Annotated in this window: 29 protein-coding genes; 15 read left to right on the top strand and 14 right to left on the bottom strand. The window is 65.9% G+C overall.

The window, feature by feature from the left end; genetic code table 11:
• Positions 1 to 36 precede the first annotated feature (36 nt).
• A complete protein-coding gene (locus OXC99_10260; GenBank protein MCY4625365.1) occupies positions 37 to 882 on the top strand; it encodes a TIGR03619 family F420-dependent LLM class oxidoreductase in 846 nt (281 codons plus the stop codon).
• A gap of 284 nt (positions 883 to 1,166) precedes the next feature.
• On the opposite strand, the gene OXC99_10255 is transcribed toward OXC99_10260, so the two are convergent.
• The 3 genes from OXC99_10255 to OXC99_10245 all read right to left on the bottom strand — a co-directional run bounded on the left by OXC99_10255 (position 1,167) and on the right by OXC99_10245 (position 3,627).
• Entirely contained in the window at positions 1,167 to 1,667 is a 501-nt protein-coding gene (locus OXC99_10255; GenBank protein ID MCY4625364.1) for a VOC family protein, read from the bottom strand.
• A gap of 77 nt (positions 1,668 to 1,744) precedes the next feature.
• Positions 1,745 to 2,269, bottom strand: coding sequence for an MOSC domain-containing protein (locus tag OXC99_10250; protein ID MCY4625363.1), 525 nt, complete (start codon positions 2,267 to 2,269; stop codon positions 1,745 to 1,747).
• Positions 2,266 to 3,627 carry an MFS transporter gene (locus OXC99_10245; protein ID MCY4625362.1) on the bottom strand — a complete coding sequence of 454 codons (1,362 nt, stop codon included), beginning with the start codon at positions 3,625 to 3,627 and terminating at the stop codon, positions 2,266 to 2,268. The genes OXC99_10250 and OXC99_10245 overlap by 4 nt, the downstream gene beginning before the upstream one ends.
• A gap of 344 nt (positions 3,628 to 3,971) precedes the next feature.
• Here OXC99_10245 and OXC99_10240 point away from each other — a divergent pair, with 344 nt between their 5' ends.
• The 11 genes from OXC99_10240 to OXC99_10190 all read left to right on the top strand — a co-directional run bounded on the left by OXC99_10240 (position 3,972) and on the right by OXC99_10190 (position 14,245).
• Positions 3,972 to 5,129 (top strand): Re/Si-specific NAD(P)(+) transhydrogenase subunit alpha, encoded by a 1,158-nt coding sequence (locus tag OXC99_10240; GenBank protein ID MCY4625361.1) that lies wholly within the window; start codon positions 3,972 to 3,974, stop codon positions 5,127 to 5,129.
• A 32-nt stretch (positions 5,130 to 5,161) separates the two neighbouring features.
• Positions 5,162 to 5,458 (top strand): NAD(P) transhydrogenase subunit alpha, encoded by a 297-nt coding sequence (locus tag OXC99_10235; GenBank protein ID MCY4625360.1) that lies wholly within the window; start codon positions 5,162 to 5,164, stop codon positions 5,456 to 5,458.
• Positions 5,458 to 6,858, top strand: coding sequence for an NAD(P)(+) transhydrogenase (Re/Si-specific) subunit beta (locus tag OXC99_10230; GenBank protein MCY4625359.1), 1,401 nt, complete (start codon positions 5,458 to 5,460; stop codon positions 6,856 to 6,858). The genes OXC99_10235 and OXC99_10230 overlap by 1 nt, the downstream gene beginning before the upstream one ends.
• 89 nt (positions 6,859 to 6,947) lie before the next feature.
• A complete protein-coding gene (locus OXC99_10225; GenBank protein MCY4625358.1) occupies positions 6,948 to 7,265 on the top strand; it encodes a nucleotidyltransferase domain-containing protein in 318 nt (105 codons plus the stop codon).
• On the top strand, positions 7,252 to 8,253 hold the full coding sequence (locus OXC99_10220) for an ABC transporter permease (protein MCY4625357.1): 1,002 nt from the start codon (positions 7,252 to 7,254) through the stop codon (positions 8,251 to 8,253). The genes OXC99_10225 and OXC99_10220 overlap by 14 nt, the downstream gene beginning before the upstream one ends.
• 126 nt (positions 8,254 to 8,379) lie before the next feature.
• Complete coding sequence (gene sufB / locus OXC99_10215; protein MCY4625356.1) at positions 8,380 to 9,822, top strand: Fe-S cluster assembly protein SufB; 1,443 nt, start codon at positions 8,380 to 8,382, stop codon at positions 9,820 to 9,822.
• 127 nt (positions 9,823 to 9,949) lie between these two features.
• Positions 9,950 to 10,708: a Fe-S cluster assembly ATPase SufC gene (gene sufC / locus OXC99_10210; GenBank protein MCY4625355.1), complete on the top strand. Its 759-nt coding sequence runs from the start codon at positions 9,950 to 9,952 to the stop codon at positions 10,706 to 10,708.
• Between the two features lie 20 nt (positions 10,709 to 10,728).
• The gene (gene sufD, locus OXC99_10205) at positions 10,729 to 12,075 is read left to right on the top strand and encodes a Fe-S cluster assembly protein SufD (GenBank protein ID MCY4625354.1); all 1,347 of its coding nucleotides are present in this window, start codon (positions 10,729 to 10,731) and stop codon (positions 12,073 to 12,075) included.
• Positions 12,072 to 13,301 carry a cysteine desulfurase gene (locus OXC99_10200; protein ID MCY4625353.1) on the top strand — a complete coding sequence of 410 codons (1,230 nt, stop codon included), beginning with the start codon at positions 12,072 to 12,074 and terminating at the stop codon, positions 13,299 to 13,301. Before sufD ends, OXC99_10200 begins: the two co-directional genes overlap by 4 nt.
• Complete coding sequence (locus OXC99_10195; GenBank protein ID MCY4625352.1) at positions 13,301 to 13,756, top strand: SUF system NifU family Fe-S cluster assembly protein; 456 nt, start codon at positions 13,301 to 13,303, stop codon at positions 13,754 to 13,756. Before OXC99_10200 ends, OXC99_10195 begins: the two co-directional genes overlap by 1 nt.
• Before the next feature lie 39 nt (positions 13,757 to 13,795).
• On the top strand, positions 13,796 to 14,245 hold the full coding sequence (locus OXC99_10190) for an Rrf2 family transcriptional regulator (protein ID MCY4625351.1): 450 nt from the start codon (positions 13,796 to 13,798) through the stop codon (positions 14,243 to 14,245).
• Here OXC99_10190 and OXC99_10185 read toward each other — a convergent pair.
• The 6 genes from OXC99_10185 to OXC99_10160 form a co-directional block, all read right to left on the bottom strand.
• On the bottom strand, positions 14,242 to 14,859 hold the full coding sequence (locus OXC99_10185) for a hypothetical protein (protein MCY4625350.1): 618 nt from the start codon (positions 14,857 to 14,859) through the stop codon (positions 14,242 to 14,244). The two genes, OXC99_10190 and OXC99_10185, sit on opposite strands and share 4 nt — an antisense overlap.
• Positions 14,860 to 14,886: 27 nt before the next feature.
• Positions 14,887 to 15,246, bottom strand: coding sequence for a PaREP1 family protein (locus OXC99_10180; GenBank protein ID MCY4625349.1), 360 nt, complete (start codon positions 15,244 to 15,246; stop codon positions 14,887 to 14,889).
• A 52-nt stretch (positions 15,247 to 15,298) separates the two neighbouring features.
• Positions 15,299 to 15,433 carry a hypothetical protein gene (locus tag OXC99_10175; protein ID MCY4625348.1) on the bottom strand — a complete coding sequence of 45 codons (135 nt, stop codon included), beginning with the start codon at positions 15,431 to 15,433 and terminating at the stop codon, positions 15,299 to 15,301.
• Between the two features lie 26 nt (positions 15,434 to 15,459).
• Positions 15,460 to 15,660, bottom strand: coding sequence for a hypothetical protein (locus OXC99_10170; protein MCY4625347.1), 201 nt, complete (start codon positions 15,658 to 15,660; stop codon positions 15,460 to 15,462).
• A 19-nt stretch (positions 15,661 to 15,679) separates the two neighbouring features.
• Positions 15,680 to 16,744 (bottom strand): LLM class flavin-dependent oxidoreductase, encoded by a 1,065-nt coding sequence (locus OXC99_10165; GenBank protein MCY4625346.1) that lies wholly within the window; start codon positions 16,742 to 16,744, stop codon positions 15,680 to 15,682.
• Between the two features lie 194 nt (positions 16,745 to 16,938).
• Entirely contained in the window at positions 16,939 to 18,273 is a 1,335-nt protein-coding gene (locus tag OXC99_10160) for a Rieske 2Fe-2S domain-containing protein (protein ID MCY4625345.1), read from the bottom strand.
• Between the two features lie 178 nt (positions 18,274 to 18,451).
• Between OXC99_10160 and OXC99_10155 the strand changes: the two genes are divergently transcribed.
• The 3 genes from OXC99_10155 (at position 18,452) to OXC99_10145 (ending at position 21,159) form a co-directional block, all read left to right on the top strand.
• Complete coding sequence (locus OXC99_10155; GenBank protein ID MCY4625344.1) at positions 18,452 to 18,643, top strand: hypothetical protein; 192 nt, start codon at positions 18,452 to 18,454, stop codon at positions 18,641 to 18,643.
• Between the two features lie 2 nt (positions 18,644 to 18,645).
• A complete protein-coding gene (locus tag OXC99_10150; GenBank protein MCY4625343.1) occupies positions 18,646 to 20,052 on the top strand; it encodes an amidase in 1,407 nt (468 codons plus the stop codon).
• A 120-nt stretch (positions 20,053 to 20,172) separates the two neighbouring features.
• Positions 20,173 to 21,159: a zinc-binding dehydrogenase gene (locus OXC99_10145; protein ID MCY4625342.1), complete on the top strand. Its 987-nt coding sequence runs from the start codon at positions 20,173 to 20,175 to the stop codon at positions 21,157 to 21,159.
• 175 nt (positions 21,160 to 21,334) lie between these two features.
• Here the strand turns inward: OXC99_10145 and OXC99_10140 are convergent, their stop codons facing one another.
• The 5 genes from OXC99_10140 to ubiA all read right to left on the bottom strand — a co-directional run bounded on the left by OXC99_10140 (position 21,335) and on the right by ubiA (position 24,775).
• A complete protein-coding gene (locus OXC99_10140) occupies positions 21,335 to 22,291 on the bottom strand; it encodes an NAD(P)-dependent oxidoreductase (GenBank protein MCY4625341.1) in 957 nt (318 codons plus the stop codon).
• Positions 22,292 to 22,423: 132 nt separating this feature from the next.
• Positions 22,424 to 22,780 carry a hypothetical protein gene (locus OXC99_10135; protein ID MCY4625340.1) on the bottom strand — a complete coding sequence of 119 codons (357 nt, stop codon included), beginning with the start codon at positions 22,778 to 22,780 and terminating at the stop codon, positions 22,424 to 22,426.
• A gap of 112 nt (positions 22,781 to 22,892) precedes the next feature.
• Positions 22,893 to 23,279 (bottom strand): hypothetical protein, encoded by a 387-nt coding sequence (locus tag OXC99_10130; protein MCY4625339.1) that lies wholly within the window; start codon positions 23,277 to 23,279, stop codon positions 22,893 to 22,895.
• Between the two features lie 3 nt (positions 23,280 to 23,282).
• The gene (locus OXC99_10125) at positions 23,283 to 23,894 is read right to left on the bottom strand and encodes a UbiX family flavin prenyltransferase (protein MCY4625338.1); all 612 of its coding nucleotides are present in this window, start codon (positions 23,892 to 23,894) and stop codon (positions 23,283 to 23,285) included.
• On the bottom strand, positions 23,891 to 24,775 hold the full coding sequence (gene ubiA, locus OXC99_10120; GenBank protein ID MCY4625337.1) for a putative 4-hydroxybenzoate polyprenyltransferase: 885 nt from the start codon (positions 24,773 to 24,775) through the stop codon (positions 23,891 to 23,893). The genes OXC99_10125 and ubiA overlap by 4 nt, the downstream gene beginning before the upstream one ends.
• Positions 24,776 to 24,779 lie beyond the last annotated feature (4 nt).

Below are 24,779 nucleotides of genomic sequence, written 5' to 3'. Positions count from 1 at the left end.
CGTGTAAACCTCACCGGGAAAGGCTGGGCTTCGGGTATGAAGATTGGCGTGTCGTCCTTCCTGACAGACTACTCCATCGACGTGGTGACGCTGGCTACGCGGGCGGAGGAGCTTGGGTTTGACTCGCTGTGGGCGCCGGAGCACCCGATCATCCCGGTGGAGCGGACGCAGAAGGTGCCTGCGGACAGCACGGACGAGGAGCTGCCGAAGAAGTACTTCGACGTGGTGGACCCGTACGTGACGCTGGCGGCGGCCGCCGCGGCAACGACGACGCTCAAGGTGGCGACGGGGGTCACGCTGCTGCCGGAGCGGAACCCGCTGCTGCTCGCGAAGGAGGCGGCGACGCTGGACCTTATCTCCGGCGGGCGGTTCATCATGGGCATCGGCGCGGGGTGGATCACGGAGGAGACGGAGATCATGGGCGGCAACTTTCCGCGGCGATGGGCGCAGTGCCGGGAGTCCGTGCTGGCCATGAAGGAGCTGTGGACGACGGTGTACAGCGAGTACCACGGGGAGTTCTATGACTTTCCCCAGGTGGTCTCGTTCCCGAGACCTGTGCAGCGGCCGCACCCGCCGATCATCCTCGGCGGCGGCGCGCGGAACGTGTTCAAGCGGGTGATCGAGTACGGCGACGGGTGGCTGCCGCTTCGGGCGCGGCCCGAGCGGGTCGCCGAGGGGCGCAAGGAGCTGGACCGGCTGGCGGAAGAGGCGGGGCGGGACCCTCGCTCGCTGGAGGTTACGTGCTACCAGGTGCCGCCGGACCCCGAGCACGTTCGGGCGCTGGAAGAGGCCGGGGTCGACAGGGTCGTCATCCAGATAGACACTGCGGGGCGGGATGAGGCGCTGGCGCAGCTCGAGAGCCACGCGCGGGCGCTGCTGTAGGGCGGGCGACCAGGAGGGTCGCCCCTACGCGCCCCCACCGCAGCTCCTCTGGATACCGGCATTCGCCGGTATGAGGGTGTGGGGTGGCGAGGGTGCGCTGCGGGGACCCCTCCCGTACCTCACCGCCTGGGTTCCCCTGCCCCCGTATCGGGGTAGGGGGCAGGCTTCGCAGAAACGACGAGTTGGAGGTCAGGGCGGACGGAGGGCGGGTTCGCTGCGGTGACTGAAAGTGAGAGACCCCCGGCGTTGTTTCGCCGAGGGTCTCTGTTGTGTGCGGGAGTGGGTTACAGGGTCCAGACGTCGGCGTACTCGGGGCGGGGGAAGGGCTCGCCGTTGGGGACACGCATCATGTCGCAGTAGAGTTCGAGGGAGTTGCCGTCGGGGTCCTCGAAGTAGAAGGAGCGGGTGCCGCTGCCGCCGATGTTGCGGGGGTCGCCCTCGGCGCCGTGGACGAGGGGGCCGCTGACGATCTCGACGCCCTTCCTCTTGAGGTCGTAGAGGGCCTTGAGCCACTCGTCGCGGGAGTCGATCTCCATGGCGATGTGCTGGAGGGCGTTGTAGCCGATGCGGCGGTTGTCGGACTGCGGGTGGTCCGGGTGGGTGAAGAGGACGATGTCATGGTGCATCTCGCCGAAGCGGATGAAGGCCATGTCGCCCATCTCGCCGCGGGGCCACCGGCCGGTGAGGGTGAGGCCGAGCTTGTTGCAGTAGAAGTCAAGGGAGCGGTCCATGTCCGTGACCTGCACGCCCACATGTCCGACCCTGCTGATAGTGAAGCCACCCATGACTGACCTCCTTCGAATGGCTGCGGAACTGCCCTATTGGCCGGTTTCAGGCATGATTGCACCGAGTGTGGAGGGCGTCAAGCGCGCGCGGGCGCGGGGAGTGGCGTGATGGCGTCGCCTGGGGAGACGATGCCCTCACGGACGACGGCGGCGTACCAGCCGCGGCGGTTGAAGAGGGCGTTGCCCTCCATGCGGGTGAGCGTCTTGATGAAGGCGGGGCCGCGCTCCTGGCCGATGAAGGGCAGCGCGGCGAGGTTCATACAGGCGAGGCACGGCTCGGCGATCTCGATGACGGCCTCGCCAATCCGGTAGCGTGCGCCGATGGTGAAGTCGTTGTAGGGGATGCCTTGGGACGTGATGTTCTCGCCCATGTCGCCGGGGTGGACGGGCCAGCCCTCGGCGTTGAGCTGGTGCAGCATCTCGATGGGCATGATCATGACGGCGCGGGCGGGGTCGCCGCCCTTGGCGAACGTACGGAAACGGTTGTAGTCGCCGTCGAGCCCGTTCGCAGTAACACGGACGGCGTCGGCGGGGATCTTGGGGAGGCCGTGCTGGCCGGGCGTTTCCGGCTTTCGATTGACCTGGATGACCACGCCGCTCATGGTGAACCTCGCATTCTGGCGCCGAGGCGCCGGGCGCGCCGGAGCCGCGCGGCCGGCGAGCCGGTGGGGCGGACGGCCCACGCCATCGGGAGTCCGGCGGCCGTGGTGACGATGAAGGTAAAGACGGCCACATCATACGACTGATTGATGTCGAAAATCCAACCCATGAACACCGGGCCAACGGTTCCAGAGGCGAGGGCAGTCGCCTGGAGCATGCCGGCAAGCGAGCCGAGCGCCCGTGTGCCGAAGAGCTGGGCAAGCAGCACGGGCCGCACGGACACCATTGCGCCAAATGCGACGCCGTAGAAGATGGTGAAGGGCACCGCGGCCCACAGCGCCGTGGTCCCGTACACAAACAGGTAGAGCCAGGAGAGGGCTTGCATCCCGACCATGAGCGCGAGCACGTAGCGGACTTCAAACAGGTCGGCGAGAAAGCCCGCGCCGATGCGGCCGACGCCGCTGGCCAGGAAGACGAGCGACACGGTGACGGCGGCCTCGGCAGTGCTGAAGCCCTTGCTCTCGAACAGGGGCACCTGGTGCACCTGCAGGGCGCTGGTGCCGAGAAACATCGCCATGAAGACGGATGAGGCCAACCAGAAGGAGCGCGTCCGCAGGGCGACGCTGGCGGTCATGCCCTGGTCGTCCTCCAAGGCCGCCCGGTGGGCACGCCGCGCTTGCCGCACCGCCTGGATGTCCCCCGGCGCAATGTCGGGATCGCCGGGGCTGCGCGGGCGGTCGCCGTCGGGCAGCCAGCCGTGCTGGATGGGGTTCATGCGGATGAGCATCGCCAGGGGGATGATGATGAGGATGAGGGCGACGCCGGTGCCGCGGATCGTCCATCGCCAGCCGACCTCGCCGAGGAACCATGCGAGGACGAAGAGGACGGCGCCGGTGAGGATGGGGCCGGAGACGCCGATGCCCAGGGCGGTCCCCCGGAGACGGCGGAACCATCGCACGATGACCACGGTCCACCCGATGGCGTGGGAGGTGCCGCTGGCCCCGATGGAGGCGACGGCGAAGAAGAGGTAGAAGCTCCAAATGGAGAAAGTATAGGAGATCAGGATCATGCCGACACCAAGGAGGACGGCGCCGGATATGATGACCGGCTTGGGGCCGATCCGGTCGACGACGAAGCCCAGGATGGGGGCGAATGCGCCGGTCTCGATCTGGCGGAGGGCAAAGGCGCCGGAGAGGGCGGCGCGCGACCATCCGAACTCTCGCAGGATGGGGAGGAAGAAGACCTGGAAGCCCTGCCAGTAAGCGCCCGATGTGAAGACGTTGCACGTGAAGCTGGCGGCGACGATGTACCAGCCGTAGAAGATCCTTGGGCGCTTCTGGGTAACTGATGCGGTGCGCATCCGCCGCCTTTCCGGCGCCGCGCGTGGAGGTCCGTTGCCGAGTACGACGGGTGGCGGGCCATCCTGAACGGCGGGATTGGGGGTCCGGCTCAAAGGCAAAGGGTACGGAACGCCCAGTAGACGTGTCAAACGCATCCCGGGAAGGACCGGTCTCGCCGGGAACATTGCACGCGTATACCTACTATCACCGAGGACGTTGTTTTAACCTTTGTTGACTCAGGGCCGACGCTATCGGGCTTGTGCAACACTTCACATGGTGTGGCGCATTGGCTAGAATGCTAGCAGTCCCCGCATTTCAAACTGGATGAGTGCGCTCAGAAGCATCGGGCGCGCAAGGGAGTTGCATGAAGGTAGGCGTTCCCAGGGAGGTCAGAACCAACGAGCGGCGGGTGGCGCTGGTGCCGGAGTCCGTGGCCAAGCTGACCGACGCGGGGATGGAAGTCATTGTGGAGGAGGGCGCCGGACTGGGCGCCCACTTCGCGGACGCGGCGTACCGGAACGCCGGAGCCGCCATCGTCTCCAGCGCCTCGGCGGTGTACGAGGGGGCCGACATCCTGGTGAAGGTGCAGCGGCCCACATTCGGCGGTGAGGATGAGCCGCCGGAGACCTCCATGCTCCGTTCCGGCGAAGTCCTCATCGGCTTGCTGCAGCCTCTTTACCACCCGGCCATGGCGAAGGGCCTGGCTGAAATGGGCGTCACCAGCTTCAGCATGGACGCCGTTCCCCGCATTGCGCGGGCGCAGTCCATGGACGCGCTCAGCTCCATGAGCTCCATCGCGGGCTACAAGGCGGCCATCATGGCAGCCGAGGCCCTGGGCATCTACCTGCCGATGATGGTGACTGCCGCGGGCACGACGCCGCCGGCCAAGGGTCTTGTGCTGGGCGCGGGGGTTGCGGGCCTGCAGGCCATCGCGACGTCGCGGCGGCTGGGGGCCGTCGTCGCGGCCTTCGACGTGCGGCCGGTGGTGAAGGAGCAGGTGGAGAGCCTTGGCGCGACGTTCATCCAGGAGGCCATCCACACCGAGGACATCGAGGACGAGGGCGGCTACGCGAAGCAGCTCAATGAAGAGGCCCAGAACCTGGAACAGGACCTCATCCACAAGCACGCGCGGACGTCGGACTTCATCATCTCGACCGCGGCAATTCCGGGACAATCCGCACCGAAGCTGGTCACTGCGGCGATGGTACGGGACATGCGGCCGGGCGCCGTCATCATCGCCCTGGCGGCTGAGACGGGCGGCAACTGCGAGCTGACGAAGCCGGGCGAAACGGTGATCGCGAACGGCGTCACCATCCTCGGGCCGCTGGACGTGCCCTCGTCGGTGCCGGTGGTCTCCAGCCAGATGTACTCGCGCAACATGCTGACGCTGCTGCAGCACCTGGTCCGCGACGGCGAGCTGACGCTGGACTGGGAGGACGCCATCATCAAGGACTGCTGCATCACGTACGGCGGCGAGGTCATTCACGGCCCGACGCTTGGGCTGCTTTCAGGATCTGGATAGAAGGCGCAGGGAAGATGGTAGAGAGTGCACTAATCGGGATTCCACTGGTCATCGCGCTGTACATATTCGTGCTGGCCATCTTCGTCGGCTTCGAGGTGATTACGAAGGTGCCGCCGACGTTGCACACGCCGCTCATGTCGGGCGCCAACGCCATTTCCGGCATCACCATCATTGGCGCGATGGTGGTCGTGGGGCCGCGGGACGCCAACCTCGCGGTGGCGCTCGGGTTCACGGCGCTGGTGCTGGCGACGATCAACGTGGTGGGCGGGTTCATGGTGACTGACCGGATGCTGCAGATGTTCCGCCGCCGGCCGGGCGAGGGGGCGTAATGGCGGTGTTTGAGGGCATCAACCTTGTCATCCAGTACGTCTACCTGGCGTCTGCGGTGCTGTTCATCTTCGGCATCAAGCTGCTGGGGTCGCCGGCGACGGCGCGGCGCGGCAACTTCCTCGCGGCACTGGGCATGTTCATCGCCATCGTGGCGACGCTGGTGAACGAAGAGGTCCTGAACTACGAGATGATCGCGATTGGCATCGCCATCGGCGCGGTCATCGGCGCCGTGCTGGCGCGCACCATCAAGATGACGGCGATGCCGCAGATGGTGGCAATCTTCAACGGCGTGGGCGGCGGCGCGTCGGCGGTCATCGCGGTGTCGGAGTTCGTGCGAATATGGGACGGGGACATCAGCGTCGAAGGACACGTCAAGCTAACGATCATGCTGGGCGTGCTCATCGGATTCGTCACCCTGACGGGAAGCCTCATCGCATTCGCCAAGCTGCAGGACCTGATGACGACCCGGCCCGTCACATACCCGCTGCAGAACATCGTCAGCGGGCTCATGTTCCTGGCCATCGTGGGCATGATCGTGTACCTGGTGGGCTTCGAGTTCAACATCTACGTCTTCTACGCGCTGGTGGCCCTGAGCCTGATCCTGGGCATCCAGCTGGTCATTCCCATCGGCGGGGCCGACATGCCGGTGGTGATCTCGCTGCTGAACTCATATTCGGGCGTGGCCGCGGCTGCCGCGGGGTTTGCGCTGGGCAACCTGGCGCTCATTGTGAGCGGCGCGCTGGTGGGCGCGGCGGGCCTGATCCTGACCAACATCATGACGAAGGCGATGAACCGCTCGCTGGCGAACGTGGTCTTCGGGGCGTTCGGCGCGGTGACGGCGGGCGGGCCGGTTGCCGTGGAGACGCGCACGGCGCGCTCCGTCGGCGCGGAGGACGCTGCGGTCATGCTGGCGTACGCGCGCTCGGTCATCTTCGTGCCGGGCTACGGGCTCGCGGTGGCGCAGGCGCAGCACCAGGTGCGGGAGCTGGCGGACCTGCTGGAGGGCAAGGGCGTGCGCGTCAAGTACGCCATCCACCCCGTCGCGGGGCGCATGCCGGGGCACATGAACGTGCTGCTGGCCGAGGCGAACGTCCCCTACGACGAGCTCTACGACCTCGACGAGATCAACGACGACTTCCGCAACACGGACGTCGCGGTGGTCATCGGCGCGAACGACGTGACGAACCCGGCGGCGCGCGACCAGCCGGACAGCCCCGTGTACGGCATGCCCATCCTGAACGTCGACCAGGCGCAGCACGTTATCGTCCTGAAGCGCAGCATGAGCCCGGGCTTCGCGGGCATCGACAACGACCTGTTCTTCAAGGACAACACGCGGATGCTGTTCGGCGACGCGCGGCGGTCTGTGACGTCGCTGGTGAGCGAGGTCAAGGGGTTGTAGCTCACCACAGCCCGCGCCAACATTGACACCCCTCTCGCGGCCGCCGTAAGGGAGGGGTGTTCTGCTAGAATGTGGGTGTGGGGCATGTGATGACGACGGACACCATCATCGGCGCCATGGTTGAGCGCATCGTGGAGCGACACCGGCCGCTTCGTGTGCTGCTGTTCGGCTCGCGGGCGCGAGGCACGGCCAGGGAAGACAGCGACGTCGACCTGCTGGTGGTGCTGGACGAGGCGCCGGACAAGCACGGCGTTGCCGTCGACATACGTGTGGCACTGAGCGGTATGCCTGTCGCCAAGGACATCATCGTAACCACGCCGGAAGAGATCCGGCGCAGAGGGCACGTCTATGGCACGGTCCTCCGGGAAGCCCTTCAAGAGGGCACGGTGATGTATGAGCGAGAATGAGGCGCACAGTCGCGAGGCGCTCCGTTGGCTGCGGTACGCCATCGTCCGATTACTCTACGGGACCATTGCTATCTTCGGAGTAACTATCATCCTCTACAGCGCATTCCATCTAGCCCCGCCGGATCTCCGTTGCAATGTCCTCCATTGCCCCGAAGACCGCTGGCTGGTACTTGTTCCTTTCGGTTCAGAAGGATCGTATTTCAAAGGGTACTACACATACGTTCGATATTTGATCAAGGGTGAACTCGGCTTTACCGTGGATGAACTCGGCTTTAGTAGAGAAGACGTAAGAGTTATAGAAGTTATCGGGCAACGTTTGCCTAACAGCCTTTTCTTAGGAGGGCTGGCAGCGGGGATTGGTGTTCCCATTGCTCTTGGAATAGGGCTGATTAGCGCAGTCAAACTACATACTCCGCTTGGTTACGTTGGGGAAAAGCTGTTGCTTAATTCACAGAGCATTCCAGTCCTTTGCATTTCCATGCAGTTCATCTTGGTATTCTTCGGATTTATAGGGTGGTCACTAGGTCCCGAGGCGGACGGATTCGCAAGCCCTGTGTTCCCAGTCACGGTCCTAGCGCTCTCCACCGTGGGCGCGCTACGATACATGCGCTGCGCAATGCTCAAGCAGTTGAATTCTGAGCACGTCAAGTTTGCGCGAATGCAGGGGTTGTCGGAGTGGAAGACCATACTGAGGCATGGAGTTCGAATCGCTGCAATGGCACCACCCGCTTCCATAATCACTGGAGTTTCCGCCTTCATCAGTACACTTGTTGTCGTAGAGTGGCTATTTGGGTGGCCCGGCGCAGGTATGCTGGTGATGCAAGCAGTGATTGCGGCCGACGACTTCCTGTTGCACGGCATAGTATTGACAACAGCAACAGCGCTCATTGTCTTCCACGTAGTTATAGACATCGCGCTGGCTTTTGCAGACGCGCGAGTGCGGTTCCCCGAGACGCGAGAGTACGCTCCATCGCCCGCCACTCCGTGACGTCTCTCGCCAGCGAGGTTAAGGGGCCGCCGCTACCAAAGTTGACACCCCCAAATCGCCCGCCGTACACTACCTGTAGATTCTTGACCACTTTGGTCTACTACTGCCATTGAAGGGGTCCTGCCTATGGTATCGCCCAAGTCACTGGCGCAGGCCGAGTACAAGTACGGGTTCGTCACGGACATCGAGGAGGAGACCGCTCCCCGCGGGCTCACCGAGGACACTATCCGCTGGATCTCGGCAAAGAAGCAGGAGCCGGAGTTCATGCTGGAGTGGCGGCTCCGGGCCTTCCGGCACTTTCTCACCCTAGTTGAGAAGGAGCAGTCGCCAAAGTGGGCCAACGTCCACTACCCGCCCATCAACTTCGCGGACGGCGTGTACTACGCCGCTCCCAAGAAGGACCAGCCAGCCAGTCTCGAAGACGTCGACAAGGAGTTGCTGGCGACGTACGAGAAGCTGGGGATCCCGCTGGAGGAGCAGAAGCGGTTGGCGGGCGTCGCGGTGGACGCGGTGTTCGACAGCGTTTCCGTCGCGACGACGTTCAAGGAGACGCTGAGCAAGCAAGGCATCATCTTTGGGTCGTTCAACGAGGCAGTGCAGGAGCATCCGGAGCTCGTACGGAAGTACTTAGGCTCAGTCGTTCCGTACACGGACAACTTCTACGCCGCCCTCAACTCGGCCGTCTTCTCCGACGGTTCCTTCTGCTACATCCCCAAGGGCGTTCGGTGTCCGCTGGAGCTCTCCACCTACTTCCGCATCAACGCCGCCGAGGCGGGTCAGTTTGAGCGGACGCTCATCGTCGCGGAGGAGGGCTCCTACGTCAGCTACCTCGAGGGGTGCAGCGCGCCAATGCGCGACACAAACCAACTCCATGCCGCCGTGGTGGAGCTCGTCGCGATGGAGAACGCGGAGATCAAGTACTCCACCATCCAGAACTGGTACCCGGGCGACGAGAACGGCGTCGGGGGCATCTACAACTTCGTGACCAAGCGCGGCAAGTGCGCGGGCGACAACTCGAAGATCTCCTGGACGCAGGTCGAGACCGGCTCGGCGATTACGTGGAAGTACCCAAGCGTGCTGCTGCAGGGCGACAACTCGATCGGCGAGTTCTACTCGGTCGCGCTGACGCGCGGCTACCAGCAGGCGGACACGGGCACCAAGATGGTCCACCTGGGCAAGAACACGCGCAGCAAGATCATCTCCAAGGGCATCTCGGCGGGGCACGGGCAGAACACGTACCGCGGGCTGGTGAAGGTGATGCCCCGTGCGGCGGACGCCCGGAACTTCACGCAGTGCGACTCGCTGCTCATCGGCGACCAGTGCGGGGCGCACACGACGCCCTACGTCGAGGTGCAGAACAGCTCGGCGCACCTGGAGCACGAGGCCTTCACGTCGAAGGTGAGCGAGGAGCAGCTCTTCTACTGCCAGCAGCGGGGCATGTCGTCGGAGGACGCCAACTCGCTCATCATCAACGGCTTCTGCAAGGAGGTCTTCCAGCAGCTTCCGTTCGAGTTCGCCATCGAGGCGACGCGACTGCTGGAGGTCAGCCTGGAGGGGTCTGTGGGGTAGGGAGCGCCCGACCATAAGGGGCCGTCCTTTCCGGCATTCCTGGATTCCCGCTTTCGCGGGAATGACGGTCGGGGGCGCGGGAATGACGGTTGGGGCGCGGGAAAATTCAAGACAACGGTAGAGTGACATGCTTGAGATTCGCAATTTGAGCGCCTCCGTTGGGGGCAACAGAGTCCTGAACGGGATCAACCTCACGGTGGAGCAGGGCGAGGTGCACGCCATCATGGGGCCCAACGGCTCCGGCAAGAGCACGCTGTCCAACGTGCTCGCCGGGCACCCTCAGTACATCGTGGAGTCGGGCGAGGCGATCCTGGACGGCGTGGACCTGCTGGCGATGCCGGCTGAGGAGCGCTCCCGCGCGGGGGTCTTCCTCCAATTCCAGCACCCCGTCGAGATTCCCGGCGTGCGGTTGGACCAGTTCCTCCGCGCGGGCTACAACGCCATCCACAAGAGCAAGGGGCTGGAGGAGCTTGACCCCATCCAGTTCGACCGGCTGCTGCAGCAGAAGGCCAGCATCGTCAACATGGAGCCGACCATGCTGAAGCGGAGCGTCAACGACGGCTTCTCCGGCGGCGAGAAGAAGCGCAACGAGATCCTGCAGATGGCGATGCTGGAGCCCCGCCTCTCCATCCTGGACGAGCCGGACTCGGGGCTCGACGTGGACTCGCTGCGGCTGGTGGCCGACGGCATCAACCAACTGCGGAGCCCGGAGCGGTCGGTCATCCTCATCACCCACTACCAGCGCATCCTGAACCTCGTGGCGCCGGACGTGGTGAACGTGCTGATGAACGGCCGCATCGTGCGGACGGGCGGCATGGAGCTGGCCGAGGAGATCGAGGCGGAGGGCTACGAGGGGCAGGACGAGGTCCTGCAGGCCCAGAGCTAATCGCGGGGGACCGGGAAGGCATGACGCAGCAGGCAGCAACCCTGGAGCGACGGTACGTGGAGGCGTGGAACGCCGTCATTGGGCCGTCGTCGTCCGCCGTGCCCGCCGAGCTGCACGCGCTGCGGGAGTCGGCCATCGCGAAGTTCGAGGAGGTCGGGTTTCCGACGGCGCGGCGCGGCAACGAGGCGTGGAAGTACACGGACATCGGGCCCATCGCGAACGCGGCCTTCGACGACCTTGCGCCGGCGGCGCCGGTGCGCGTGGCAACCGATGCGCTGGACCAGCACATCATGGGCGGCTCCGTGTGGAACCGCATGGTCTTCGTGGACGGGCACTGGGTGCCGTCGCTGACCTCGATGCCGACGCTCCCGCCACAGGTGACGGTCACGAGCCTCGCCAAGGCGATGGCTCTCCACCCGCACCTGGTGCGCGACCACCTCGGGCACTACGCTCCCTACGACGAGAGCGGCTTCACGGCGCTCAACACCGCCTTTCTGCGCGACGGCGCGGCGCTCATCGTGCCGCACGACACCGTTGTGGAGGAGCCCATCCACTTCATCTACCTGTCATCGTCGGAGGGGCAGTCCTCCGTGACGCAGCCACGGACGCTGGTGTCAATGGGCCGGAACTCGAAGGCATCAGTCATCGAGAGCTATGGCGGCCTGACGGACACGATCTCGCTCACCAATGCTGTGTCCGAGTACGTCCTCGCCGAGGGGGCGCAGCTCGACGCGTGCCGACTGCAGCAGCAGGCGCTGCCGGCGTACCACGTCGGGTCGGCGCAGGTACGGTTGGGGCGGAACAGCCGCTTCACGTCGGGCGCCTTCGACTTCGGCGGGGCAATCGCGCGGCACACGCTGAGCGTCGCGCTGGAGGGCGAGGGGAGCGAGTGCACGCTCTACGGCCTCTACATGACCAACCAGGGCCAGCACGTCGACAACCAGGTGCTGGTCGAGCACATCGCGCCGCACACAACGAGCGAGCAGGTGTACAAGGGCGTGCTGAATGGCAAGTCGCGCGGAGTCTTCCACGGGAGCATCACCGTGCGGCAGGCGGCGCAAAAGACGAACGCCAAGCAGTCCGACAAGAACCTGCTGCTGTCCGACGAGGCGGAGGTAGACACCAAGCCCGCGCTGTGGATCTACGCCGATGACGTCCGCTGCGGCCACGGAGCGGCGTGCGGGAAGCTCGACGACGGGGCGCTCTTCTACCTGCAGAGCCGGGGCATCGACGAGGCGGCGGCGCGCCGCATGCTGGTGCATGGCTTCGCCAATGAGGTGCTCGAACACGTGGGGCTGACGCCCTTGCGCGTGCACCTGGAGCAGCTCATCACCGCTTCACTTCGACATCAGGGGAGGACCGCATGACCTCCATGCCCTTCGACGTCGAGGCCGTCCGCAGGGACTTCCCCATCCTCAGCCGTGAGATCGGGGGCAAGCCGCTGGTCTACCTCGACAGCGCGGCCACGAGCCAGAAGCCGCAGGTGGTCATCGACACGCTCTCTGCGTACTACACGGGCATGAACGCGAACATCCATCGCGGCGTGCACACGCTCAGCCAGGAGGCCACGGAGGCATACGAGGGCGCGCGCGGCAAGGTGCGGCAGCTTATCAATGCGGCCGAGGACGCGGAGATCGTCTTCACGCGGGGCACTACCGAGGGGATCAACCTCGTCGCGCAGACGCTGGGGGCGCAGCGCGTTGGGCAGGGCAGCGAGGTGGTCATCTCCAACATGGAGCACCACTCCAACGTGGTGCCGTGGCAGATCCTGTGCGAGCAACAGGGCGGCCGCCTCCGGGTAGTGCCCATCAACGACGACGGCGAGCTGCTCATGGACGAGTACGAGAGCATGCTGGGCCCGCAGACGGCGCTGGTCTCGATTGTGCACATGAGCAACGCGCTGGGCACCATCAACCCGGTGAAGGACATCGTCGCGCTGGCCCATGCGCACGGCATCCCGGTGCTGCTGGACGGCGCGCAGGCGACGCCGCACCTGCCGGTCGACGTGCGGGAGCTGGACTGCGAATTCTACGCCTTCTCCGGCCACAAGCTCTTCGGCCCGACGGGCATCGGCGTGCTCTACGGCAAGCGCGAATGGCTGGAGAGTATGCCCCCGTACCAGGGCGGCGGCGAGCAGATCAAGTCGGTCACATTTGAGAAGACCATCTACAACGACCTGCCGTACAAGTTCGAGGCGGGCACGCCGCACATCGCGGGGGTGATCGGGCTCGGCGCGGCGATCGACTACGTGAACGGCGTCGGGCTGGCGCGGGCGGCCGCGCACGAGCATGAGCTGCTGGAATACGGCACGGAGCAGCTTCAGGCCATCGAGGGGCTGAGGCTTATCGGCACGGCGCGGGAGAAGGCCGGCGTGCTGTCGTTCGTGCTGGACGGCATCCACCCGCACGACATTGGCACGGTGCTCGACACGCAGGGCATCGCCATTCGCACGGGGCACCACTGCGCGCAGCCGCTGATGCAGCGGTTCCAGATACCGGCGACGGCGCGGGCGTCGTTCGCCTTCTACAACACCAGGGGCGAGATAGACGCGCTGGTGGAGGGCATCCACAAGACCTTTGAGGTGTTCAGCTAGTGAGTGACCTTGTCGAGCTGTACCAGGAGCTGGTGCTGGACCACAACAACCGGCCGCGCAACAAGCGGACGATGGAGGACGCGAGCAACACCGCCGATGGGTATAACCCGCTGTGCGGCGACCAGGTGTCGGTGTTTCTGAAGGTCACGGATGGGGTCATCGCCGACGTGGCGTTTCAGGGCGTCGGGTGCGCGATATCGCAATCGTCGGCGTCGATGATGACGCAGAACGTGAAGGGCAAGTCCGTCGAGGAGGCAGGGGCGCTATTCGAGGTCTTCCACAGCATGGTCACGCGCGAGCCGGGGGAAGACTTCGACTCCGGCAGCCTCGGCGAGCTCGAGGCGCTGGCCGGGGTCTGCGCCTTTCCCAACCGCATCAAGTGCGCCAGCCTGGCGTGGCACACGATGGCGGCCTCACTAGACCCCAAGAAGGCGGAGCAGGTAACGACGGAGTAGGCGGGCATTGGACAAGGCGCCCGCTGCAAGGAGGGGCCAATGCACATTCCGATCAAGGTGGACTACGCGGTCAGGGCCCTTGTTGCGCTTGCCCAGCAGAAGGGCAGGGGACCGGTGCACGCCACGCAGGTCGCGAAGACCATGGCGATGCCTGAGCCCTACCTCAACCACATCCTCCACACGCTCAGCAAGCACGGGTTCACTACGACGCTGCGAGGCCCCCTGGGCGGGCACATGCTGGCGATGGAACCCAAGGACATCAATCTGAGCATGGTCATGTCCGCGTTCGACGAGTCCAACGCGCTTGTGGGTTGCCTCGACGACGAGAACGCTTGCACGCTGTCCGACTGCTGCGCCCAGCGGAACGTTTGGCAGACGGTGGAGGACGCGATCAACACGATCCTCGAGCGGACAACCATCGCGGACCTGGTGACGCCGCCGCGAGTGGCGTTCGTGGAAGCGCCCACGCGGGCGGTTGGGCAGCCCTAGCCGCCCGCGGCCACCTCGACGCTGTAGACTTCCGCGATGGCACGCGCCACGTCCAGGCCGGGCATCGGCGCCCATCCCATCGACGCCTTTCCGGTTTCAAGCGCGCGCGCTCTCGCCAGAGCTGCCTGCGCGTGCTTGGAGCACGCCCACACCAGCCAGCCCTCTCCGCGCTCCGGGGCCAGCACCACCGATTCCTCCAAGGGCAGCAGCTTGGGTCTCTCCGGCGAGCGGCACCAGGTGCAGTGGCCGTAGGCGAAGTCTATGGGGTAGGCGAACTGGCCGCGGTAGCCGGTGGCGTGCTCGATGACGGTGCCCCAGAGCGCGACGCGGCCGACGACGCCCATGGCGTGGGTGACGGCGCTGGGGGCCTCGCGGTAGGCGTAGATGCCGCAGTGGTTGCCGTCGCCGGGGCAGGACTCGCACTGGCAGGCGGGCGGGCGCATCTCACGGTAGCCGCAGCGGGCCTCCATCGGTTGCAGGGGCTGCCACTCCCCGAGCGACGGCGCGGCGGCGACGCTGTGCAGCGACAGGCTATCGGGCGACGACCAGACGCGCCACGTGCGCCATGCCGTCACGTAGCCGAGGCGGGTCTCAATTGGGGATGCTTCAGCCATGCGAATGTGGCCTCCGGCCGCAGTGGGTCAGGCTTCAGCGAGGATGGCGTCCATTTTTCTCACGAACAGCGCGACGTCTTCCATGCGCACAGAAACCTCGTGCTGGCTCAGGTATCCGTCGTAGAAGTTGATGTGCAGGTCATTTGAGGAAGAAAACAGCCGCCTGAGCGCCTTGTCGTCATGCTCGCCGGCCAGCGATCCAACTGCCTTGAACAGCTGTGCGTGGCCCTTGTGGTCCCAGCCACGGGCGTCGGCCACGGCCTTCACCATCTGCGACGCGGCTCCCCATCCCTTCTCTGACGCCTGCCGCAGGTCGTCTTTCGCCAACTCCTCCTCAGCTTGCGCGAGAGAGATTCTGCCTTGCTCTTGATGAGATGGGCGATTCATGCTTGCTCTTGGTTCCAGGCTGGATCCTCCACTCTTTATCATGCCTCATTGCCTACCGCACGGGCGCGGGCTCCCTTGTTGGCGCGGGTGTCACCGGGGGTGCGGCAGGGGCCGAGCGGCGCTCGGGCACGGGGGTGCGGATGGGCCAGTACTCCACCTTTCGCTGGGGCTTACCTATGGCTCCCATGGGGACCTCCTCTCGCGCCGACTCGGCTAGAGCATGACGAAGAACAGGACCGCCAGCGCTATGCCGACGAGCACCGCGGCGATGATCGCCACTTCCAGGAGATTGAGCCCGTGCAGCGTATGGCCGAGGCCGTGGTCGCGGTGACCGGGCGACTGCTGCATGTTGCGCTCAATATTCGAGCGGTTGAACGGGTCATGCTGCGGGAGATGCGGGGCTCCAAAGCCCATGACGTTCCCCTTTCTCGCGCTATACGGGCGCTTCCACGGCGCCGGAGACGCCGACCTTGTCGCGGAACTGGGGCATGACGTCCCGGGCGAACCGCTCCATGGACTTCATGACTTCCCCGTGTTCCAGCCGGCCGATGGCGAAGACGCAGTTGAGATAGGTGATGCCGGTGTTGTTGAGGAGACGCTGCACCTTGAACTCTACGGTGTCGGAGTCGCCGAAGAGGACCCATTCGTCGTACATCAGGTCCGGCGGAGGCTCGTTGGGCTGGGGCTGCTCCACGGCGAGGCCGTTGCGGACGATCTGGGTGTTGGCGCGGAGGGCGCCGGCGGAGCGCAGGTGCCAGAGGGCGTTCTGGGTCTGCGCGCGAGCGGCAGCATCATTCTCGCCGACGTGCACCTGCGATTGGATGACGAACTCCTGCGGCCAGCCGAGGCCGGACTCGTTGACGGCGTCGCGGAAGACGTTCCAGCTCTGCAGGACGCGGTCGGAGGGGGCGCTGGAGCCGCCGGTGATGCACTTGTAGCCGCGCTGCACGGCGTCGACGATGCTGCCCGGCGACTGGGCCGCGATCCAGAGCGGCGGGTGCGGCTGCTGCAGGGGCCTCGGGAAGATGGTGGTCTCCGGGAAGGAGAAGTGGGCGCCCTCGTAGCTGGAGGTGTCCTGGGTCCACGCGGCCAGCATGACCTCAAGAGCCTCGTCGAACATGGCGCGGTTCTCGCTGAGCTCGAGGCCGAGGCGCTCGAACTCGTAGCGCTGGTAACCGCGGCCGAGGCCGACGTCGAGGCGGCCCTCAGTGAGGTGGTCGGCGAGGGCGATGTCCTCGGCGAGGCGGAGCGGGTGGTAGAGGGGGAGCACGACGACGGCGGTGCCGATGCGCACGCGCCGGGTCTGCTCCGCCACCTTGACGGCGAAGGTCAGGGGGTTGGGGCCGTAGCCGTAGCTGGAGAAGTGGTGCTCGGCGAGCCAGACCGCATCGAAGCCGAGCTCGTCCGCGAGCCGTGCCTGCTCCAGGGCGTTGCGGTAGACATCGGCCGCGGGTTTCATGTCGGGTGAGTGCAGTAGCAGGAAAACGCCGAACTTCATGGTCCTCCTGGGCCGCCGATTCGCCCCTCGCCGAGGCGCGGGTACAGGATAGTCCCGCGGGGGCTGCGCGTCACCCCCATCCCCGTATCAAGTACGGGGCAGGCTCTAACCTTCCCCCTGAGGGGGGAAGGGACTCCCAAGTAGAAGGGCCCCTGCGGCGCAGGAGCCCTTCCAAACTGCCGGGTCGTGTTGGCCTATTGCACAGTCGACAGGCCGGGGTGCTTGACGAAGGCCTTGCGGAGCTCGGACGTGCCCTCGAGCCAGTCGGTCTCCTTGGGGAGGACGACGCCGCCGGAGCGGAGGGCGTAGAGCTCTGGGTGGTCGACGGGCTTGGGGACGATGCCCTCCTGCAGGTCGCGGGCGGCGCTCATCAGGCGGCGCCGGGTCTTGATGACCATGGTGTCGCTGGTGCCGAGGTGCTCCCTGGTGCGGTCAACGACGGCGCCCATTGCCTCTGTGACCACCTGGTCCTGCAGGTAAATGCCGTCGATGCCGGTGAAGTTCTGGCCGGTCTTCTGGGCCTCGCGGTCGATCATGTAGTCGTTGTCCGCGTTCTGGGTCAGGTTCCAGCGGTCGTACCAGCCGGTGCCGTTGGGGATGTAGGAGGATGCGCCGCTCTTGCCGTCGATGTTGACGCCCTTGCGCGGCGGCGCGGAGCCACCCTGGCCAGCCGAATTGCTCTGTCGAGTGCTGGGGACAATCATGTTCCAGAACATGGTGTGCTCGTCGTCGATGGGCACCCACGCCCGTGCGAGGACCTGAATGCCGAGGACACCGGTCGGGATCATCGAGTAGAAGGGCAGCAAGAAGTGAGCGAAGCGCCAGTAGTAGTTGCCCTCCGAGGCGTCACGGTAGGCGGCGTAGCTGGTGCCGTAATCCGTGTCCATGATTTTGTAGCGCGGGTTGCGGACGTTGACGGTGTAGTAGTCGAAGGAGCCGGGGGCCGCATTCCCGGGGTCAACGGCGCCGAGGTGCAGGAAGCCGAGGTGGGAGGTGTCGATATCGCCCTCGAGGGCCTGCACGAAGTTGCAGCTGCGCATGACGGTGGCGACGGCAAACTCGCCTTCGGGGAGCATGTTGGCTTCGAGGTCCGGGAGGGGCGGGAGCTCCTTGCGGGGTCCCATGTAGGTCCAGATGACGCCGCCGCGCTCGCGGCAGGGGTAGGACTTGATCTTGACCTTTTCCTTGAAGTTGGACTCGGCGGGCTCGGACGGCATGTCGACGCATTCGCCGTTCACGTCGAACTTCCAGCCGTGGTAGACACAGCGGAGTCCGCACTCCTCGTTGCGGCCGAAGAAGAGGCTGGCGCGGCGGTGCGGGCAGTAGTTGTCGAGGATGCCGACATCGCCGTTGGTGTCGCGGAAGGCTACCAACTCCTCGCTCAGCAGCTTGATGCGGACGGGCGGGCAGTCGGGCTCCGGGAGCTCAATGGACTGGACCGCGGGGATCCAGAACTCCCGCATGAGGTCACCCATGGGGGTCCCGGGGCCCACCTGGGTCAAGAGTGCGTTGTCTTTGGCCGTCAGCATTTACACCCTCCACGATTCTGTTCGTTGGGATACCGCTTCAATCTACGCCGCGCAGTTGCCAGTGTCAACACGCGCGCGAGGCGCGCAATGCCCGTGACGACGGCAATGGTGGTAGAATCACGGCGCAGCAATTGCCTGTCCGTAGCGTCGCTATGGACGGGTGGAAGGAAGGCGCACTATGGCGGACGACGACCGGGAAGAACTGCTCGCGCTGCTGGCCCACTCCGGGTTCAGCTTCTCTGGCGAAGAGATGGAGGAGATGCTGAGGGTCTTTCGCGTGAACAAGGAGCGGCTGCGGCGACTCCACGAGGCGGACCTGGACGACGAAGAGGTGGCCGGTAGCTTCACGCCGGTGTGGAAGGGGGCGTAGCCATGGCGCAGATGACACGCGACGAGCTTTGCTTCATGAGCATCGGGGAGGCGAGCGGATTGCTGCGCGACCGCAAGCTGTCGCCGGTGGAGTTGACGCAGGCGTACCTGGAGCGCATCGAGGCGCTGGACGACAGGGTCAAGTCGTACGTGACGCTGCTGCCGGAGGCCGCGCTGCAGCAGGCGCGCACGGCGGAGGACGAGATCGCGCGGGGCGCGTACCGCGGGCCTATGCACGGCGTGCCCATCGCCTACAAGGACCTGTACGACACGGAGGGCGTGCGCACCACGGGGCAGTCGAAGGTGCTGGAGCATCGGGTGCCGACGGAGGACTGCACCGCGATCGTGCGGCTGCGCGAGGCCGGGGCGGTCACCCTTGGCAAGCTGGCGATGCACGAGTTCGCGCTGGGCGGGCCGAAGACGAGCCTGTTCGACCAGGCGTGCAACCCGTGGAACCTGGACCACGTGACGGGCGGATCGAGCAGTGGCTCCGGCGCGGCGATGGCGGCGGGACTTGCGATGGGGACGCTGGGGTCGGACACGGGCGGGTCGATCCGCGGGCCAGCGGCGCTGTGCGGCATCGTCGGCATGAAGCCGACGTACGGGCGTGTCAGCCGGTACGGGGTGCTGCCGCTGAGCTGGTCGCTGGACCACTGCGGGCCGATGACGTGGACGGTGGAGGACGCGGCGCTGATGCTGCAGGCCATTGCGGGGCACGACCCGAAGGACCCGACATCGAGCACGGAGCCGGTGCCGGACTACGCGGCGGCGCTGGGCGGCGACCTGCGCGGGCTGACCGTCGGGGTGCCGCGCCACTACTTCTTCAGCGACGACGTGGCCCTCGACCCGGAGGTGGCCGACGCGGTGAACAAGGCCATCGACACGCTGGGCGAGCTGGGGGCGACGGTGCGGGACATCGAGATCCCGAGTTTGCAGTATGCGAGCATCGCCAACAACGTGATCATGATCAGCGAGGCGCACGCGTACCACCGGAAGAACCTGCTCTCGCAGCCGGAGAACTACGGCGACATTGTGCGGACGCGGTTCATCCTCGGCGCGGTGTACACGGCGGGCGACTACGTGCAGGCGCAGCGGGCGCGGAGCCGGCTCCGCCGGGAGTTTGCGGAGGCGCTCGGGAGCGTGGACTTGATCGCGGCGACCGTCATGCCGAAACCGGCGGCGTCGCTTGCGGACTTCGACCCGCTGGGCATGATGATGACGCCCAGCCTGATGGCGCCGTTCAACGAGACGGGGCTGCCGTCGATGTCGGTGCCCGTGGGGTTCTCGTCCGACGGGCTGCCCATCGGCATGCAGCTTGCCGCTGCGCCGTTCCGCGAGGACACGGCGCTGAAGGCGGGGCACGCCTACCAGCAGCAGGCCCGCTGGCACGAAAAAAGGCCCGCGCTGTAGGCACGCAAGCGCGCTCTGGATACCGGCATTCGCCGGTATGACGAATTGGAGATTGCCCTTCGACGAAACCAGAACGGTGCCAGGGCGAACGGAGGGCAACCAAAAGCACGAGGAGGAACGATGAAGGCGATACAGGTCTTCGGGCCCAGGCACATGCGGATGGTGGACGTGCCGGAGCCGCAGCGGGAGAGCGGGCAGCTGCTCATCCGCAGCGAGGTGCTCTCCATCTGCGGCAGCGACATGCGCTCGTTCCGGTATGCGTTCCCGGAGGAAAACTACCCGCTTGCGCCGTGCATGCCATGCCATGAATGTGTCGGCGTCGTGGAGGAGAGCGACTCGGCGGAGGTGCCGGCGGGGACGCGGGTCATCGCGCTGAACATCGGACGCGGCGGGCGCGGCGGCAACTACGGCATGGGCGCGCAGTACGTGCTCTCGGCGCCGGACCTGGTCATTCCGCTACCTGAGGGCGCGGACCCGTTCACCTACATGATGTGCCAGCCCGTGGGGACGGTGCTGTACGCGGCCAAGCGGCTGCCGAACGTCATCGGGCAGTCGGTTGTGGTGCTGGGGCAGGGCGTCATCGGCCTGACCTTCACGCGGCTTGCCGTGCAGATGGGCGCGGGGAAGGTCATCGCCGTCGACCACCACGACTACCGGCTGGCGAAGTCGCGGTCGCTGGGGGCGACGCACACGATTAACTCCTACAACGAGGACCCGATCGCGGTTGTGCGCGAGCTGACGGACGGCGAGGGCGCCGACGTGGTCATCGAAGCCGCCGGCCAGATCGAGACGGTCGAGATGATCAAGGGGCTGGTGAAGATGTTCGGCACCATTTCCCTGTTCGGGCTGCCTGAGGAGCCGAAGGTCGAGCTGGACTACGTCGGGCTCATGCGACGACAGGCGATCATCATCCCCAACGTGAGCGCGTCGACGAACGACCCGACGGGCTGCATCAGGGAGACGGTGGATCTGGTGAACAGCGGGCAGCTCGACGTGTCGTGGCTGGTGACGCATCGGCTACCGTTCTCGGAGGCGCCGAGGGCGTACGAGATGTACGAGGGGTACCAGGACGAGATCATCAAGGTGGTGATGGACGCCAGCGCGTAGGGGAGCTGTTGTCGGCAAAGGATGAGGTTTCCGCCTGCGCGGGAACGACGGTCTGGGGAGGAGTTGGCAGGGAAGTGTCAGGGTTCCTGCCTCCGCGGGAACGACGAGGAAAGAGGAAGGGGCCGGTCATTCCGGCCCCTTCCCTTTTGCTGCGCGGTTGAGCGGTTGGTAGAGACTACCGCTCGTTGCCGGCGCGGAGCCAGCCGATGTAATCGGCGATGCCAGTGTAGAGGGTGAACTGCGGTTCGTAGCCGACATCGGCCCTGATCTGCGACGGGTCGCCGTAGGGGTCCTTGCGGGCGTTGGGGCCGTTGCCGGGCTGGAGCTCGATCTTGGCGTCGGGGATGACTTCCTTGATGCCGTCGACGAGGTCCTGGTTGCGGTGGGTGCGGCCGCTGCTGATGTTGTAGGTCTTGTGGGGCAGCGACTCGGCGCGGTGGACCATGCTGATGCCGAGGCCGCAGTCCTTGACGTAGCAGAAGTCGGCCTCGTCCTCGGCGAAGGGGACGCCGCCACGGCCGGCGGCGAGGTTGGGCTCCTCGCCCTTGACGGCGGCGTGCACCAAGCGGCTCGGCAGGTTGGCCATCGAGTGGTAGAGGGGGCCCCAGATGCCGCCGATGCGGAGGGTGACGACCTCGATGCCGGAGCGGACGCCGACGTGGCCGCCGACAATCTCAAAGGTCTTCTTGTAGGTCTCGGTCGGGTTGCCGGTGCCGTAGATGGGGAGGGCGATGTCCTCCTTGAACGGGCCCTCGGCGACGCTGGAGTAGATGGCGATGGAGCTGGCGAGGGAGACCCGGGAGACGCCCCACTGTACGCCGGCCTCCATGACGTTCATCAGGCCGTTCAGGTTGACGCGCATGTCGCCGATGGCGTCGTAGGCGCCGAGGCCGGTGACGGCGAGGTGGCAGATGCTGGTGATGTTGTGCTTCTCGCCGAGGGCGAGGAGACCCTCGCGGTCGGTCACGTCCACCTTCTCGACGTGGACGCGGCTGCCGTAGTCGTCCTTGATGAAGCTGGGCTCTCGCCAGGTCTGGTAGTAGGTGATGACCACTTCTTCCTCGCCCGCGTCGAGCATTGCGCGGGCCGTGTGCAGGCCAATGAACCCCATGCCGCCTGTGATCAGAATCATGGTTGTCCTCCAGTCAATTTGCGCGGCTGCCGGGAGTCGTGCGCGCACAACACCCACGGATGCAGTCGCTTCGGGCGGTAGCATAGCTAGGGGGGATTCGCGTTGTCAACCGGAGCGTGGGGGGACTCGATATCACAGCAAGAGGCCGTCAGTGGACACCAGTCTGCGTTTGATGGGGTCTACCGTCAGAAGCAACGCCTCCAACGTGACTGCCCCTATCAACGGTCTTGCATTCTCCGGGCCAAAGACAACCGGACAGATTTCAGCAAGCCCGCCAATGGAGACGAGCATTCTTCCCATCTGCATCCGTTCACGGCTGCCATCCGCCAATTGGAAAAAGGATGCGCGGATTGGCGCAATGCCGATTTCTCGGAGGACATTCTCAGGAACCATGCTGTAGGTCGCCCCAGTGTCCACCAAAGTTTCGATTTCGCGGGAACCCTCGCCGGTCACTGTAGAAACAGTCATCGGCCAGTAAAAGGTGCCCAAAGCGGGACCTCCTGAACATTGACTAGAGCAACTTTAGCATATATGCCGTTGCAGCAGGGGGCTTGCGCTTGTCCCCGCATCTAACAACGTACGTTGGACGGCCTGCGCGTTGTCAACCGGAGCGTGGGGGGATGGGGCGGCGTGTGGGCATCCAGCCGTGGGTGGGCAAGAGCCGCTGCGTTGTGGGGTCGGCCTTGAGGTTGAGCGAGGCTAGCGCGACACGGCCGAGCAGGGGCTCTGCGCCGTCCGGGCCGAAGACGACGGGCGTGACGCCGGAGGAGCCCTCGACGGTGAGACGGACGTCGCCGATGTCCATGAGCTCGCGGCGGCCGCCGGGGAGGGGGAAGTGGGCCTGCCTGTCGGGTGCGAGGCCGAGGCCGCGCAGGAGGTTACCGGGGAGCATGGAGAAGGCGAGGTCGATGTTAACGGTTGCCCTGACGTCGCGCTGGTCGTGCCAGTCGGGGGAGGAGACGGTCACGCGGCAGGGGAAGGTGGACATGGGCTAGCCCTCGCGCTCTCGGCCGGGGCGGTACTGGTGCTCGTCCTCCAGGGCCTCCTCGACACCGAGGGCCACCAGGACGCGGTCGACGACGAAGTCGACCACCTCGTCGATGGTGTGCGGGCGGAGGTAGAAGGGGGGCTCGGGCGGGAGGACGACTGCGCCGAGCTGGCTCGCGCGGAGCATGTTCTCGAGGTGGCCGGAGTGGAGGGGCGTCTCGCGGGGGGTGATGACGAGGGTGCGGCGCTCCTTCAGGCAGACATCGGCGGCGCGGAGGAGGAGGTTGTCGGAGCGGCCGTGGGCGATGGCGGAGAGGCTGTTCATGCTGCAGGGGACGACGGCCATGCCGCGCGTGGGGTATGAGCCGCTGGCGATGGGGGCGCGGAGGTCGCCGATGGCGTACTCCGTGAAGTGGGGCGACTCCTGCCAGCCGGCGACCGTCGCAGCGTAGCTGCGGTCCATCTCCTCGGCCCAGACGAGACGGCCGCCGGAGGAGCAGACGAGCGCGACGTCGGTCTCGCGGCGGAGGAGGGCGTCGACGAGGCCCTTCGCCATGACGGCACCGCTGGCGCCGGTGACGCCGACGATGACGGGGCGCGCGTCGTGCGTGGTCATACGACCACGACCGCGATGAAGGTGAAGACGAGCACGGCGAGGCTGATGACGGCGTTGACCTGCGTAAAGACGAAACGGAGCTTGGACATGTCATCGGGCTTGAGGGCGATGTGCTCGTACACGAGCAGCACGGCGGCAATGCCCCAGCCAATAAAGTAGGGCCACGCGAGCTCCAACCAGAAGCCGAGAGCCAGCAGGGCGGAGGCGGTCAGGACGTGCATGGTGCGGGAGACCCAGAAGGCGGCGTGGATGCCGAAACGGGCAGGCAGCGCCCTGATGCCGTGGGTTCGGTCGAACTCCATGTCGCCGACGGTGTTGAAGATGTCGAAGCCGCTGGCGAAGGTGGCGACGACGGCGTAGAGCAGCACGGCCTCCCACGCGAGCTCGCCGGTGACGCCGACCCAGCCGCCCGCCGGGGCGATGGCGAGCGTCATGCCGAGGGTGAAGTGGGTCAGCCAGGAGAACCGTTTGACGGTCGAGTAGCCGACGACGAAGAGGGCGCCGACCGGCGAAAGCGCGAGGGCGAGCGGGTTGAGCTGCCACGCGGCGACGAAGTAGAGGGCGAGCCCGGCGACGGCCAGCATCGAGAGCTCCCACGGCTGCAGGAGGCCCTGCGGCAGGTGGCGGTCGGCGGTGCGCGGGTTGACGGCGTCGATGTTACGGTCGAAGACGCGGTTGACGGCCATGCCGGCATTGCGCGCGCCGACCATGGCGAGTGTGACCCATATGAACGGCTGGAGCTCGGGCAGACCGTCGGCGGCGAGGAGCATGCCGATGTAGGCGAAGGGCAGCGCGAAGAGGCTCTGCTCGAACTTCACCGCCGCGAGGACGTAGTTGAGCTTCCTGAGGGGCCCGGCGTTTTCGTGCGCTACGTTCTGCATGTGT

The sequence above is a fragment of the Chloroflexota bacterium genome (assembly GCA_026713825.1).
Classification (GTDB): domain Bacteria; phylum Chloroflexota; class Dehalococcoidia; order Lucifugimonadales; family UBA1127; genus UBA1127.
This window is presented reverse-complemented; position numbering and strand designations above follow the sequence as displayed.